Origin of the sequence: Pseudomonas segetis (assembly GCF_900188155.1) — a bacterium.
GTDB lineage: Bacteria > Pseudomonadota > Gammaproteobacteria > Pseudomonadales > Pseudomonadaceae > Aquipseudomonas > Aquipseudomonas segetis.
In genome coordinates, this window is the sequence record NZ_FZOG01000001.1 from 1,126,962 (window position 1) to 1,143,842 (window position 16,881).

At 55.2% G+C, this 16,881-nt stretch carries 5 protein-coding genes; 4 read left to right on the top strand and 1 reads right to left on the bottom strand.

Annotation, left to right across the window (positions count from 1 at the left end):
• Nucleotides 1-74: 74 nt before the first annotated feature.
• A complete protein-coding gene (locus tag CHB79_RS05205) occupies nucleotides 75-2,300 on the bottom strand; it encodes an NADP-dependent isocitrate dehydrogenase (RefSeq protein ID WP_089359084.1) in 2,226 nt (741 codons plus the stop codon).
• Nucleotides 2,301-3,179: 879 nt separating this feature from the next.
• Here CHB79_RS05205 and CHB79_RS05210 point away from each other — a divergent pair.
• The 4 genes from CHB79_RS05210 to CHB79_RS05225 all read left to right on the top strand — a co-directional run bounded on the left by CHB79_RS05210 (nucleotide 3,180) and on the right by CHB79_RS05225 (nucleotide 16,779).
• Nucleotides 3,180-4,532: a TolC family outer membrane protein gene (locus tag CHB79_RS05210; RefSeq protein WP_089359085.1), complete on the top strand. Its 1,353-nt coding sequence runs from the start codon at nucleotides 3,180-3,182 to the stop codon at nucleotides 4,530-4,532.
• Between the two features lie 39 nt (nucleotides 4,533-4,571).
• Complete coding sequence (locus tag CHB79_RS05215) at nucleotides 4,572-13,334, top strand: Ig-like domain-containing protein (protein ID WP_089359086.1); 8,763 nt, start codon at nucleotides 4,572-4,574, stop codon at nucleotides 13,332-13,334.
• A 117-nt stretch (nucleotides 13,335-13,451) separates the two neighbouring features.
• On the top strand, nucleotides 13,452-15,566 hold the full coding sequence (locus CHB79_RS05220; RefSeq protein WP_217898852.1) for a type I secretion system permease/ATPase: 2,115 nt from the start codon (nucleotides 13,452-13,454) through the stop codon (nucleotides 15,564-15,566).
• Between the two features lie 61 nt (nucleotides 15,567-15,627).
• Nucleotides 15,628-16,779 (top strand): beta-barrel domain-containing protein, encoded by a 1,152-nt coding sequence (locus tag CHB79_RS05225; RefSeq protein ID WP_089359088.1) that lies wholly within the window; start codon nucleotides 15,628-15,630, stop codon nucleotides 16,777-16,779.
• Nucleotides 16,780-16,881: the final 102 nt, after the last annotated feature.

Genomic DNA, 16,881 nt, shown 5'->3' on the forward strand with positions numbered 1-16,881 from the left:
TCCTTGTTTGTCGTAAAACACAACCCCCGGCACTTGGCCGGGGGTTGTGGAGTTGCTTGTAACCCGCAGCAGGCTTAGATCAAAGGGTTGATCGCCGCATTGAGGGTTGCACTCGGACGCATGACCTTGGCAGTCAGCTCCGGGTTCGAGCGGTAATAACCAGCAATATCAACCGGCTTGCCTTGCACTTCATTGAGTTCGGCAACGATGGTTTCTTCTTGCTCGGCCAGGGTTTTGGCCAGTGGTGCGAAATGGGCGGCCAGCTCGGCGTCTTCAGTCTGTGCTGCCAGAGCCTGGGCCCAGTACAGCGCCAGGTAGAAGTGGCTGCCACGGTTGTCCAGTTCGCCAGTGCGGCGCGAAGGGGACTTGCCGTTGTCGAGCAGCTTGCCGGTGGCGATATCCAGCGTGGTGCCAAGAATCTTGGCTTTCTGGTTATTGCTCTTGATCCCGGTTTCTTCCAGGGAAACGGCCAGTGCGAGGAACTCACCCAGGGAATCCCAGCGCAGGTGGTTTTCTTCGACCAACTGTTGCACGTGCTTGGGTGCAGAACCGCCAGCACCGGTTTCGTACATGCCGCCACCCGCCATCAGGGGAACGATGGAAAGCATTTTGGCCGAAGTACCCAGCTCCATGATTGGGAACAGGTCGGTCAGGTAGTCGCGCAGTACGTTGCCGGTGACCGAGATGGTGTCGAGGCCGCGGATCATGCGTTCCATGCTGACGCGGATCGCCTGGTTGTAATCAAGGATCATCAGCTCCAGACCGCTGGTGTCATGATCCTTGAGGTAGGCATTTACTTTCAGCTTGAGCTGCTCATCGTGCGCACGCTCTGGGTCCAGCCAGAAAATGGCCGGGGTGTTGGAGGCGCGTGCACGGGTAACCGCCAGCTTGACCCAGTCGCGAATAGGCGCGTCTTTGGTCTGGCAGGCGCGCCAGATATCGCCGGCTTCAACCTGGTGTTCGATCTTGACAGTGCCGTCGGCCAGCACGACGCGCATGATGCCGTCGGCTTCCATTTCGAAGGTCTTGTCGTGGGAACCGTACTCTTCAGCTTTTTGCGCCATCAGGCCAACGTTTGGTACCGAACCCATGGTGGTTGGGTCGAACGCGCCGTTGGTTTTGCAGAAATTGATCATTTCCTGATAGATGCGCGCATAGGTGCTTTCAGGCATGACGGCCTTGGTGTCTTTGAGCTTGCCGTCCTTGCCCCACATCTGGCCCGAGCTGCGGATCATCGCTGGCATCGAGGCGTCGACGATGACGTCGCTTGGGATATGCAGGTTGGTAATACCCTTGACCGAGTCAACCATGGCCATTTCTGGACGGTCGCTGTAGCACTCGTGCAGGTCATGGAGAATTTCTTCCTGCAGCGAAGCTGGCAGTGATTTGATTTTCTCGTAGACGCTGTTGAGGCCGTTGTTCGGGTTGACACCCAGCTCGTCAAACAGCTTGGCGTGCTTCTCGAAGGCTTTTTTGTAGTAAACGCTAACGGCGTGGCCGAAGACGATCGGGTGGGAGATCTTCATCATGGTCGCCTTGACGTGCAGGGACCACATAACGCCGGTTTCTTTACAGTCTTGCAGGGTTTGCTCGAAGAAGTCGCGCAGCTTGCGAGCGCTCATGCGCATGCCGTCGAAGATTTCACCTTCCTGCAGGCTGACAACTTTCTTCAACTGCACCTTGCCGTCTTTGCCGACGAACTCAATGCGTACATCGCCAGCCTTGTCCTGGGTGAAGGATTGTTCGCTGGAGAAGAAGTCACCGTCGCGCATGTAGTCGGCGTGGGACTGCGAAGCCATGCTCCATTTACCCATCGAATGCGGGTGCTTGCGGGCATAGGCCTTTACCGCTGCTGGTGCACGGCGGTCGGAGTTGCCTTCACGCAGGACTGGGTTGACCGCGCTACCCAGGACCTTGCTGTAACGGGCCAGGGTGTCTTTGTCTTGTTCGGTTTGGGCGTCTTCCGGGTAGTTGGGGATATTGAAGCCCTGGGCTTGCAGCTCGGCAATGGCGCCTTTGAGCTGAGGTACCGAAGCGCTGATGTTAGGCAGCTTGATGATGTTTGCTTCTGGCTCTGTGGCCAGCACTGCCAGTTTGGCTAGGTCGTCTTCGATCTGTTGATCGGCGCCGAGCTGATCAGCAAAGGCAGCAAGGATACGGCCAGCAAGAGAGATATCTCGGGTTTCGACATCAATGTCAGCGGAGGCGGCGAAAGCTTTGACGATAGGAAGTAGCGAATAGGTAGCGAGAGCTGGAGCTTCGTCGGTGAAGGTATAGATGATCTTCGAGCGGTTTGACATCAAGAAAACTCTCTTCTTTGCTAGGCGCGGACATGATCTCGAGGTGCGCCCTGTAGGCACTTCCACTCAACGGCTTGGCTTGAGTCGGAATTCGAGTAGTTACCACGCAAGGTTGGTTGTACCAGTAGAGTGTTATTCGCCAGCGCTAGGATGATAGTGACTGACGTTTCGAGAGGCGGAGGCCTTGTTACGAACCCGCCGCTCTCTATGACTGTAAGGTCACGGCTGAGCATTATAGCACCGTGCAACCCAAACTAAGAACTTCAAACTGTAGACCAAGGTCTAGAACCCGGGCGGTTGCCGAGCACTCTTGATGATGACGCCTGTAGTCCCGGTCCAGGCGCCGGTGCGAATGGTCGAAGGGCGGTCAAGGCGAGCTGTTGCCACGCCTGGGTACTTGAACCACCTCATGCCAGCAGAGAATGGCGTTTGGGGCAAGGGAATCGCCCATGCTTGGCAGGTTGAATAATCAGCACTGGAACTCCAGTTCGTCTGACTGGGCAGCTGGTCAGTTCAGTAAATATAAAGTGTCTGTTTCAGTTCTAAAGTTCTGTTGGGTAAGTCATGCATTGCAAGTGTTCATTGACAGAAAGTTGTAAGTCGGTGCGATATATCATGCGCGATGTATCGGAGTTTTCATAATAGGCATGGGATGCTTCCTACGTGCACCCTTGCAAAGGCTTGACTATCTTTTAGTTCATATAGGCTCCGTGCTTGGAGTGTTGCGTATTTATATGATGGTTTTATTTATGCAATAGGAGGTTGCTGTTTGTGATGATATCGGCCTGACTGTTTGGTTTTGGTTGTCGTCACTTTAAATGAAATGCTTGGTTTCAGGGATGGTTGAATTCTCAGCTCACTACAGGGAGTAACGAGTTGATGAGGCATTATCAGTACTTCAATCGTTTTGCGTGGGCTGTTTTAGTCGGTGCTTGTGGATCATTCATATCAACAGCTGTCGCAGCCGAACCTCTTTCTTATGACATGCCTGAACTGGGTGATGCGCAAACCATGACGTTGCGCGAAAGTGTCATTCAGGCTTTTTCCCATGATCCGACTATTGCCCGTATGGTTGCGCAGGTTGGCATTGGCCAGGCGTTGATCGATGAAGCCGAGAGTGCATGGAAGCCACAAATAGGATTGCAGTCCGGATTCGGTGGTGCCCATGGCCGCCTGCCCAATGAGGATGATAACTACACCGATAAAACCTACGGCGTTACGTTGACGCAGTTGGTTTATGACTTTGGGAAAACCCATAACAATATCTTGCAGCAAAGAAGTATCAAGCAGAGCTATATCCATGCGCTCCAGCAAAGCATGGGAGAGGTGGCAGGAAAAACGGCCAGAACCTATTTGTTGATCAAGCGGTTTGGCGCGTTGAAACGTGCTGCTGAACAAGGTGTTCAGTCGCTGCGGGCTGTCGACCGCATTGCCAGGGTCCGTTCCTCCAGCGGGCTCAGCTCCAGCTCGGATCACCTGCAGGCTCAGTCCAGAATTGCCAGCATGCAGTCCCAGGTCGAGCAGTTTTCAACCCAAAGAGAAACAGCTATTGCACAACTCGAAGTATTAACCGGGGTTCGAGCTGTAAGTTATGCCACTCCGCCAGTGGCGCTCAACGAGCAAATAATGCAGGTGGCAGCCATAGACTATTCAGGTATTTCTGCTGTTAAAAGGGCGATGGCTGAATACGAAGCGGCTGTCAAGGTTATTGCAAAAAACAAAGCAGGGTACTTGCCGACTCTCAAGCTCGAAGCGGGACGTACGCGTTACCAAAATAAAAACGATCCTTATTGGGATAATCAACTCTATTTGAATCTTGATGTTCCGCTTTATACCGGCGGTGCCGTGTCCGCGCGTATTGCCCAGGCAGAGGGTGCCAAAGTTGCGGCTGAACAGAACATCAATAAGGCAAAGTTTGATGCCATGAGCAATGCCTCGGTGGCGCATTCAAATTATACAGGGTCGCGCAGCAACTATGCAGTCAGTGCCCGCCAGTTTGAAATGGCCAAGCGCGCACGCGGTGTTTACTTGGATGAATACAAGCTTAGTCGGCGCAGCGTCAACGACCTTATTAGTGTCGAGCAGGATTTATATCAATCACATCTGGCCTTGCTCAACGCTGAGTTTGATAGCTGGGATGCCGCGGTTGACTACGCGTCGGCCGTTGATCGGCTTATCGATGTGCTAGGTATATACACGCCTGAAACACCGGAGGGGCTTCCAGATATTTAATCCCGGTGTAATGGTTAACTGCAGAGGTGGAGAGTTGATATGAAAAGGTCTATTGAAGTAATTGATCGCGCTGCCAGCAATAAAGTCAACCTGCTAGCCAACGGCAGTCTAACCCTGACATTGAATGAACCCAGTGTTGTATTAGTGCAGGCCTCCATTTCCGATGTTCGTGGTTATGAGCGAGACGGGAATGATCTGTTGATACATATGAAGGATGGCAGCGTCATTCGTTGTGATGACTATTTCAAAGTCGATGAAACCCAGCAGCACAGCGAGCTTGTATTTCAAGATCAAAACGCTGCGCTGATTCATGTCAGCTTTGCCGAGATGCCCGGGCTTGCCCCGGGGCAGTTGATGCCGCTAACCCCCCAGGTCGAAGTGCTTAACAGCATTGATCCCTTGCTCTATGGCAGCGACGACTTCGCTGGATATGGGCTGTTGGGCCTGATTGGTGCCGGTTTGGGTGGCGCCTTGGTGGGGGCGGGGCTGGATGATGACGGTGGCGGACATGACCGGATTCAATATGTCGATAACAGCTTGCCGGCTGAAGTTGCCCAGCCTTCATTTATAGCGACTGACAACCAGGGCCAGTTGCAGACCTTGTTGACCTCAGGGAGCAGGACCGATGACCTGAGTCCGACATTCAGCGGTAGCGGTGAGGCCGGTGCAAACATCCAGATCATAAACCAGCAGGCTGTGGTTGTTGCCAGTGCCGAGGTAGGTGCTGATGGTACCTGGACCGTCACGCTTGCCGATCAGGCCCTGGGGCAACATAGCTATGAAGTAATCCAGCACAGTGGTGACAGCATTCTGAGTGCAGGCAGGATCAGCATCGAAATTCTTGGTAATAACATCGAGCTGGCGATTGATCCCATAAGCGGCGACAACCAGCTTGGTGAAAGCGAGGCGGGTGCCCCCCTTAGCCTGAGCGGCAGTGCAACCGGCCTTGAATCAGGTACGCAAGTCATGGTTTCAATCGCAGGCGAGCGCTATATAACCCAGGTTGACGAGGCCGGCGGGTGGCGTATCGAATTGCCAGTCGAGGTGGTTGCTGGCCTGCATGATGGGTTTTACACCGCCCAGGCGAGCGCTACCGATCCTACCGGGAACTCGTATGCGGCTTCACAAGGTTTTTTTGTGGACACTTCGGCCCCGGTTGTGAGCATCAATGCCGTCGCGCTGGATGACGTACTGAATGCTTCGGAGGTGACGACCGCCCAGACCATCAGTGGCTCAGTGATGGGAGCTGAGGCAGGCCAGACTGTCAGGGTCGATGTTGGGGGCACCCTGCATGAGGTCTTGTTGGGCGCTGACCATAGATGGGCTGTGGATATTCCAAGCGCCATGTGGACTGCAATGGGGGATGGCGCACTGACAATCACCGCCAGCATTACCGATGCTGCCGGAAATACGGGCGAGGCTAGCCGTGGTATCTCGATTGCTGCGGGGCTGCCTGGCTTACGCGTCTCGACCCTGTCTGGCGACGATGTTATCAACGCAATAGAACACGCCCAGGACCTGGCTGTCTTTGGTACAAGCAGCGGACTTGCACCCGGCCAGACAGTAACAGTCACTATCGCGGGTGAAAGCTACCTGACCGCAATCAATGCCGATGGCAGTTGGCAGATTGGTTTGCAGGCCAGTGACGTTTCAACCTATGCGCAAGGCCCGCTGGACATACATGTCAGCAGTGCCGATGCTTCAGGCGACCCTGTGGCGATCAATCATCAGCTCATGGTTGATCTGGCTGACACTGCGGTCAGTATCAATGCCGTGGCGCAGGACAGCATCATCAACAGTGACGAGCAAGGGTCTGGCTTGCTGCTTTCGGGTGCAACAGCCAATGTCGAAGCTGGCCAGGTCGTGGTTATCAACTTTGCGGGCCATCAATATCAAGCAACAGTAGCGGGTGACGGGGAATGGGCGGTTGCCGTGCCTGCTGCCGACCTTGCGGGGCTCTCTGATGGCTATCGCAACCTGGAGGTTCAGGTCACCAATACCCAAGGCAGCGTTGCGCGCAGTGGGCAGATCGTTGAGGTTGACCTGACCTCGCCGATACTGGTTATCGACCCGACCACCAGTGGCAATGGATCAAGCTTGGCGCAGGACGATCTGCTCAATAGCTCGGAGGTCAATCAGGATCTTCTGGTCAGTGGCGTGACTTCTGCACAGGCAGGACAGCCCCTGACGATTAGTCTAAATGGTCAGGATTACCAGGCCGTGGTTGGCGAGGCTGGAGCATGGAGCTTGAGCATTCCCTCCGCGATTTTTTCGTCTGCTCCCGATGGCCCTTTATCGATCACGGCAACGACCACCGATAAAGCGGGCAATCGTGTGCAGCAGTCGCGCGAGTTGACCGTCGATACGGCGGCTCCGGTGATCAGCATCAATAGCCTTGCTGGCGACGACATCATCAATGCGAACGAGAAAGCCGATGCAGTTCAGGTCAGCGGGCATGCAAGAGGACTGAGTGGCGGGGAAGTCCTGACAGTCAGCCTCAATGGCAAGGATTACACCACTGCTGTCGGGGCTGATGGTGACTGGGGTCTTTCCGTTGCTGCTGCCGATATTGCAGCTCTGCCCGATGGACAGTACAGCATCGTTGCCCAGGTTGCAGACGCAGCTGGCAATGGTGCTTCGACGCATCACGACGTTGAACTCGATACCCAGTTGCCAACCATCAGGATCGACACTGTTGCCGGTGACAACGTTATCAATAGCGTCGAAAAGAGTGCCCCTGTCGAAATCAGCGGCTCTTCCACCGGCCTGGACTCAGGTGCAATTGTCTCTGTAGTGCTTAACGGCAAGGATTATCAGGCGACTGTAGCGGCTGATGGCAATTGGAGTACCGAGATCCAGCCTGGTGATTTTGACGCTGCGCACGATGGCCAGCATAAACTGTCGGCATCAGCCGTGGATGACATTGGCAATCAGGCAATCACCTACACCACTGTGGTGATAGGTACGCTCAACGCAGTTATCAGCATCGATACCATTGCCGGTGACGATCGTATAAACGCGGCTGAGGCTGGGGCCAGTGTCATGGTTAGCGGCAGCGTGCTCAATGTTGAGCCAGGGCAGGTCGTTAACTTGTCCATGGACGGCTCGGACTATACCGCAACGGTCAATGATGACCTGTCCTGGGCGGTAAGCCTGCCCAGTTCGGCATGGTCGGCCGCGGCCGAGGGCAGTCTGACTATCGACGCCAGTGTGTCCAGTGTCGAAGGCAACAATGCCTACGCCAGTCGCGATGTTGTCGTGGATTTCACGGCGCCGGTTGTGACCATCAATAGTGTTGCCGGTGATGATGTCATCAATGCAAGCGAGCACAACCAGGCGCTTGAAATCACAGGTGGAACCAGCGGCTTGGCGGGTGGTGAAGTCATCAGGGTCAGTCTCGAAGGCCGGATCTATGCCACCACTGTCAATGCTGACGGTAGTTGGGGGCTAACCATTCCCAGGGGCGATGTAGCGGCACTGCCGACCGGCACAGTCAGCATTGATGCCAGCGTCGCAGACACTGCGGGTAATCTCGGCAGCGCGAGCCATGGGGCCAATGTGGTCCTGGAGCCCCCCATTGTGACTATCGGTGTGGTCTCTGGCGATGATGTGATCAGTGCCGCCGAGAAGATGCAGTCGCTTGATATCAGCGGTACTTCCAGTGGTCTGGCTGCAGGTACAGGCATAGAAGTGAGCCTCAATGGGCGCAACTACAGTGCCAGCGTAGATGGTAATGGTGCATGGAGTGTTAGCCTGCCTGACACTGATGTCGCCTCGTTCGGCAAGGGCGACCTGGCCATTACCGCGCAGGGCAGCGATGCCATTGGTAACCTTGGTACCAGCATGCGAACAATCACCGTTGATGGGGCTGTGCCCACGATTACTATTGACCCGCTAACAGCCGACAACACAATCAATAGTGCCGAAGCAGCTGCAACCCAGATCTTGACCGGTAATGTCACGGGCGTTGCTGCTGGTCAGGCCCTAAGCATCGAGATTGATGGCCAGCACTACAGCACCAGCATTGACGGCAACCTGAACTGGTCGCTGGATCTACCGGGTAGCATCTGGAACAGCATTGCAAGTGGCACTGTGCCGATCACGGCAACTGTCGGTGGAGTCACTGAACTGAGCCCCGTGACGCTGGATGTCAATGCGCCTGCGGTCAGCATTGATACGGTCGCCAGTGACAATGTCATTGATGGAACCGAACAGAAAGCCGGGCAGGTTATCAGTGGCACGACTGACGCCGAGCCGGGCCAAATTGTAGAGGTCGCTTTCAACGGTCGTACTTATCACTCGGTGGTGGCCGATGATGGCGCCTGGCGTGTGAATGTTGATGCGCGTGATTTCCTGTATACGCCAGATGGTAACTACACAATCAGCGCAGCAGTGACTGATCAGGCCGGCAACAGCGGAGCTCGAGACGCTTCTGTATCTCTGCAGGGGGATGCGCCCAGTGTAACCATCGACAGCTTCACCGTTGACGACATTCTCAGCAAGCTTGAGCAAGGTTCCGTCCAGGTCATTTCGGGTACGTCATCGGTTGATGTCGGGCGCACCGTCACCCTGACACTAAACGGCAAGGATTACAGCGCCACGGTACAAGCTGACCATGGCTGGAGCCTGGTGATAGGCACGACTGACCTGGCTGCCTTGGTCGATTCTGGTGTTTACACTATCCACGCGGCGGCAACAGACAGCGTGGGCAATACCGGTTTTAGCGATCGCTCTTTTAGTGTTGATCTCAGTGGCCCATCGATGACGCTGACGATCGACAGCATCAGCCAGGACACGGGTTCATCCAGCAATGACTTCATCACCCATGATACCGCCTTGGCGATCAACGGGACGCTGGGCGCTGCGTTGGGGGCAGGCGAGCTGATGCAGATCAGCCTCGACGGCGGAGCCAGCTGGATAGACCACCATGTGTCCGGTACGGCATGGACCTATATAGACAACCGAGTGCTGGTTGATGGCAACCATGACTATGCAGTTCGCGTGATCGACTCCCTGGGAAACCTGGGCTCAACCGCCAGCCAGTTGGTAACGATTGATACCAGTGCGCCTGCATCAGCCATAGCCATCACCAGCATCACCGATGACACTGGGTTATTCGCCGATTACATCACGCAGGACACCAGCCTGAGGGTCAATGGCAGCTTATCCAGCCCGCTTGCGGTTGACGAACGGGCGCAAATCACCCTGGACAGCGGGGTGAACTGGACTGACTTGAGCGTTGCGGGTACAAGCTGGAATTATGTCGACAGCCGGGCCTTGGTTGATGGCTCATACCAATACACGGCGCGCGTGATCGATGCGGCCGGCAACATCGGCTCAACCTATACGCAAACAGTGGTTGTCGACACCGCCGCGCCGCTGACCACAATTAGCATTGACAGCGTCACGGATGATACCGGGGGCTCTGCAACCGACTACATCACCCGCGATAACAGCCTAATGGTGAACGGCACACTCAGTGCAGCCCTGCATCTAGATGAAGTTGCACAGATTAGCCTTGACGCGGGCGTCACCTGGATCAGTCTGGTGCCCAGTGGCTTGACCTGGAGCTATACCGACGGCCGCTCGCTATCCGATGGTTTTTACAGCTATCAAGTTCGAGTTGTTGATCTTGCCGGTAACTCGGGGCCGGTCGAGCAGCAGATCGTCAGGGTCGACCACACGGCGCCCACCACATTGGTCGGTGTCGACAGCATCAGCGACGACACAGGACTGTCAGCAACGGATTTTGTCACCCGAGATACAAGCCTGACGTTGTCTGGCACCTTGGGCAAAGCGCTGGAAAGCGATGAATATGCACAAATCAGCATTGACGGGGGGGCTACCTGGACCACCCTGACTGATGTTCATGGTATCCAGTGGAGCTACGCCGACTCGCGCTTACTAAACGATGGAAACCATAGCTACCAGCTCCGGGTTATTGATCAGGCTGGAAACATGGGCCCCATGACAAGCCAAGAGGTTGTAGTGGACACTACTGCACCGCTGGAGCAGGCAACAATTACCGGCTACTACGACGACCAGGGCGGGCGCCAGGGCATTCAGAGCACCGAGAACATTACTGACGACACCGCGCCGGTCCTGCGGGGTGGGCTTACGGCTGAGTTGCAAGGCGGTGAAGTACTCAGGATTTTCCAGAATGGTATTTATCTGGGCACCGCAGCTGTGAGCGGGACTACCTGGACCTATGCGCTCAGTGGCCTGCAAAATGCAAATTCATACGACTACCAGGCGGTGGTTACTGACGCGGCAGGCAATACGACCACATCGACCGGTTACACCTTGAATGTGGATACCAGCGCCCCGGGGACTGTCACCCTTGATTCACAAGTGACCTCGGACACAACGCCTGTGCTGCGCGGCACCTTGATGGAAGAGCTGAGTGCCGGGCAAGTGCTGTATGTGGAGGTTGATGGCATCACCTACTCGTCCAGTGCCAGCTATGGTGACGGCGGGGTTGTGATCGATCCGGAAAATCGCACTTGGTATCTGCAAATCCCTGGCAGTCACCCCCTTGGCCTCAACACCTATGACGTGATCGCTCAGGTGGTCAATGAGGGCAATAATGGCAACCTGACAAGCCAAACCTTCAGCGGGGCGCAGGTTGTAGTGGCTGAGCTGGCTATCGATACGCAATGGGCTGGCGCTGCACCTCCAACCAGGACAACCAACCAGGAAGGGCTGGGCTACAGCATTGGCGAAAATGGTCTGTGGAACATCGTATCCAACACGGCTGTTTACCGCAGTAGCGACTTGAACGCCTACAGCACCGATGTTCTGGTCAAGGAAAGCTTGACTGGCAACACGGTCAACTACAGCTATTTCGATCTGGATCGAGATGGCGATATGGATATCTTTGCGACCCAAAGTAACTACACGCGGCCATTTCAATACTGGCAGAACGACAGTGGCAGCTATACCAGCAAAACAATCGCATACGGAGGTCTGGATACCTTCTATGGCGGCACTGTCGCATATGACCGCACGGGTAACGGCTATCTCGACCTGGTACTGGGTGACAGCAACCTGGATAGCTATTCGGCCGGCTGGTTCAACAACAATCAAGACGGCACCTTCACGCAGGACATCACGACTCGTGGCTTAGCCCCGTCCTATACCTTTGGTGCCAGCGTGTCCGGCGTAGATATCAATAATGATGGCACCATTGATATCACGGCCCAGATCAATGGGGGAGGCGCCAGTAACGGTTACGCGCTTGGTGTCATCACCAATAATGGCGATGGCAGCATGAGCATTGGCCAGGTGGTGAACAATGTGTTCAATGATGGCGGTGGTGTCGACAATGTAGGCACGAGCATGACCTGGGCCGACTTCAATGGCGATGGCAACCTCGACCTCTACCTTAACCAGCACTTTGCCAGCTCGAATAAGGCCGCGGTCATAATCAACAACAACGGGACCTTGGACAACTTCGTTGAAATCAGCGCAGGGCCGGATATCCGTTCACGCATTGCCCTGGCTGTCGACTGGGATCATAACGGCACCATCGACATTGCCAAGATGGGTGGCTACAACAACGGCGACAGCATCCAGATAATTCTCAACAATGGCAATGGCTTGAGTTGGACCGATGCCAACCTTGACTACAGCTACGGTTCGCGGCTGACCGGTGCGGCTGCACTGGATTATGACTGGGATGGTGCTGTCGACCTCATTGGCTTTACCAGCAATGGCAACGCTTTTGTGGTGGAGAACAGCAACACTGTTGCCGAAGGGACATCATTACACCTGCGGATACTCGATCAGAACGGCATCAACGCTTTTTATGGCAACACTGTGCAGTTGTTTGACAGCGGTGGTGCATTAGTCTCGAGCCAGATACTTAACCCACAATCCGGAGTCGGTGTGAATGACAGTTCGGCACTGCTGAACTTCTATGGCCTGAGCGCGAGCGAAACCTATTCTGTGAAGCTGGTCCGCATCGTCGATGGTGTGCGTGCCGATGTGGGCGAGAGCCTCAATACTGGCTGGGGGAGCTTGACCACAGGCGATGCCGCGCATAACTACGTTTTATCGGCCGAGGCGGGTAATGCCAACAATGATGGCGCCTTTATCGGTACCGGATACAACGACACATTCATGGCAACAGCCGGCTCCGACGCCTATAACGGCGCAGGTGGCTGGAACTACAGCTCTGGGCACGGTACTTGGGTTGCGGCCAGTGGCGGGATGGATATTGTCGACTACGGCCTCGCAAACAGTGGTGTCACTGTCGACCTGAGCTCCAGCGCAGTGCAGGACACTGGGTTCAATCTGTCCCAACTTGTGGATATTGAAGGTGTTTCCGGTAGCGACTTTGACGAAACATTCACTGGCAGCACCGGGGACAACCTGTTCAACGGCCGTGGTGGTAACGACATCATCAATATCAGCAACGGCGGGCACGACACGCTGATATACAAGCTGCTCAATACCTTCGATCCAACCCTGGGCAACGGAAGCGATAGCGTCCATGGTTTTACCATCGGCACCTGGGAGGGCACCGACGACACGGATCGCATCGATATCAGCGAGTTGCTCAACAGCGCAGGTTACACCGGCACAGGCAGCGCCACTTATGTCGATGGAGTGGCAACGCTGGATGCTTCGACAGGAAACATCGAGGACTACCTCAATGTGCTGCAAAACGGCGCCAATACTGAGATTCAGTTCGATCACGACGGACTTGGCAGCGCGTCCCTGCCGACTACGGTGGTTTCATTAAGCGGCGTGCAAGTCGATTTGGCAACGCTGCTGGCCAATCATCAATTGCTGGTTTGATGGCGACCAGGTCAAAAGGGGCGCTATATGCCCCTTTTGACACGCACAGGCTTTCAATCGCAGGCGTTCGCAATCGCGAACACAGGACCGTGGCTATTGCTGGACAGGATGTCTTTAATGAGTCGCTTAACATCAAGTCATGAATCATGGCTGTCAGCGATGCTGATGGTGGCCAAACATTATCGCCTGGATTTTTCAGAGGAAAATGTGCGGGTTGCACTAAGCTGGGAGCAAGGAACTTCCATGGACCTGCTGCTTGAAGACATGGCGCGCCAGCTTGGGCTCGACCTGTATATCACCGAATTCTCCGAGCAGTTTCTGGACCCCTGGCGCTTGCCGTATATTGTGCTGCTACGCAATGGTGATGTCGCTGTGCTCAATGGCATGGACAATGCCGGGCAAGTTTCAGTGCAGTTCAGCAATGAAGCTGGCCTGGCGCTGAGCATGAGTGTCAGAGAACTGTCCGAACAGGTTAAACGCCTGTTGATATTGCGGCCCCTGACGACTGTCACGGACATTCGGGTTGATGAATACATCAAGCCCTACAAGAAAAGCTGGTTCTGGGACATTGCACTGAGTGACTGGCGACGCTACGGCGAGATTATTGCTGCTTCGTTGGCCGTGAATGTCCTGGCACTCGCCAGTATCGTATTTTCCCTGCAGGTCTATGACCGGGTTATTCCGGCACAGTCATATCCAACCTTGTGGGTCTTGTTTGGTGGCCTGCTGTTGGCGGTTGTCTTCGAGTTCATCCTGCGCATGGTGCGCACCCACATTTCAGACTCAATTGGCAGGCGGGCGGATCTTAGAATTTCCGATCGAGTGCTCGGCCATGCGCTTAGGGTCCGGAACTGCGCGAGGTCAAAGTCAACGGGCTCCTTTATTTCGCAGATACGTGAGTTGGAGCAGGTTCGGGAGTTGATTACCTCGACAACGATCGGCGCAGTCGCGGACCTGCCGTTTTTCCTCTTGTTTATATTTGTCCTCTGGATGATTGGTGGCCCGCTGGTGTTTGTGGTGCTGGCTGCGGTGCCAATGCTGGTGATTCCTGGCTTGCTGGTGCAGCGGCCATTGGCCAGATTGTGCAATGACGGGATGCGCGAGTCCGCCATACGTAATGCCACCTTGGTCGAGACGGTGGAAGGCATCGAGGATATCAAGTTGCAGCGCGCGGAACAGCGCTTCCAGAATCAATGGAACCATAACAACGAGGTTGCGGCGAAAATCAGCATGGCCCAACGATTCTGGACCTCCTTGCTGATGACCTGGACCCAGCAAGTGTCGACCCTGGTCTACGGTGCCGTGTTGTTGATCGGCTGCTATAGGGTCATACAAGGCGATCTGACCACAGGCTCACTGGTTGCCATGACCTTGCTGTCGTCACGCAGCATTGCGCCGCTGTCGCAGGTCACGGGTGTGTTGTCACGCTGGCAGCAAGCCAAGGTGGCACGCAAGGGGCTGGACGAGCTGATGAGTCGGCCCATTGATCAACCTGAGCGGGGCAAGGCGGTACACAAGGCGTGCTTGCGCGGTACTTATCAGCTCAGCGAGGTGGAGTTCCGTTACGACCCCGATGGCAAAACCTCGGACATGTGTATTTCGGCACTGACAATCAGGGCAGGGGAGAAAATTGCCATTCTGGGCCGCAATGGCGCAGGTAAGTCCACGGTTTTGCAACTGCTGTCCGGTATGCGTTTCCCTACCCATGGCCAGCTGTTGCTGGATGATATTGCCATCACCTCGCTGGATACCGCCGATCTGCGCCGGGACATGGGTTTCTTGCATCAAAACTCAAGGTTGTTCTTCGGTTCGATTCGCGAAAACCTGACCATGGGTCGACCACTTGCCACGGATGATGAAATCTATCGGGCCTTGCTTATGAGCGGTGCACTGCGGTTCGTGCAGAAGCAGACCAAGGCGCTCGACTACATGATTCTTGAAGGTGGCTACGGTCTCTCGGGCGGGCAACGCCAGGCATTGATCCTGGCCCGCATGCTGCTCACCCAGCCCAATATCCTGCTGCTTGACGAGCCGACTGCGGCAATGGATGACGTGACCGAGCGCGAAGTCATTGCTCAACTCAAGGACTGGCTAGGGGCGCGTACCATGATCCTTGCAACGCACAGGCCCGCGCTTCTTGAGTTGGTCGAGCGGGTCATCATCCTGGATAACGGGAAAATCCTGATGGACGGTGAAAAGAACGAAATCCTGAAAAGGGTCGCGGGACATTGAGTATTTATCAAGCAGGTGCGCTGTGAATATCGAATCCCAATCAGCCAGACCTTCGGTAACCATGCGCCATCGGGAGCAGCACTTGCCAGGGTCGAGCATCACGATTCTCGTCATCTTGCTGTTGCTGGGCAGCTTTCTGGCCTGGGCCTGGTACTTTGAGCTTGAAGAGGTCACTACAGGCATCGGCAAGATTGTTCCCTCCGCCCACGAGCAAACCATTCAATCGCTTGAGGGTGGCATACTCAAAAAGCTTTATGTAAAGACGGGCGACATCGTGGAGAAGGGCCAGACCCTGGCCCAGCTTGATATCATCAAGTCTGAGTCTGCTGTGCAGGAGAGTCGCTCCCGATATGCCGCTGCCCTGGCAACAGCCTCGCGATTGCGTGCTGAAGTCGATGGTACGCCGCTTGCGTTTCCTGCGGAGCTTGAAGCCCAGCCGCAGTTGATCAAGTCGGAAACCCAGCTCTACAGGTCGCGACGTAATAGCCTGGAGACCACGCTGGCCGGGCTCAATCGCGAGCTTGAGCTGGTCAGGGAAGAATTACGCATGACCGCGCCCTATGTGTCCAGAGGAGCGGCCAGTGCTGTGGATGTACTGCGTTTGCGCCGGCAGATCAGCGAATTGCAAAACAAGGTGACCGATACCAGCAGTCAATACCTGGTTAAGGCGCGGGAGGAACTGGCCAGGTCAAGTGCAGATGTCGAATCCCTGCGTTCGGTTATTCGTGGCCGTCAGGACTCCCTGAGTCGTTCGACTCTGGCGGCCCCTGTACGAGGCATCGTCAAGGATGTCGAGGTCACTACAACGGGAGGCGTCATTCCGCCCAATGGCAAGTTGCTGACCATTGTGCCCTTGGATGACAGTATTCTGGTCGAGGCCCGAATATCGCCACGAGACATCGCCTTTATTCATCCCAGGCAAAGAGCATTGGTCAAGATCACGGCCTATGACTATTCGATCTATGGCGCTTTGACCGGGGAAGTGGCGATCATCTCCCCGGATACTATCCGGGATGAAGTCAGGCGCGATGAGTTCTATTACCGGGTCTATATCCAGACGGATTCCGCTGAACTGGAAAACCAGGCGCATCAAAAATTTCCGATTTTCCCGGGGATGATTGCGACTGTCGATATCGCCACGGGGAAAAAGACAGTCCTGACCTACTTGATCAAACCCTTCAACAAGGCCAGGGAGGCGTTACGCGAGCGCTAGGTTCATGCCAGGGCTGTGTTGCTTGAGGCCTTGCAGGTTTCAGTAACACTCCGCGGGCCGTCAAAAGGCACCAAAACCTGTAGGCTGGGTCCTAGTGTTAGT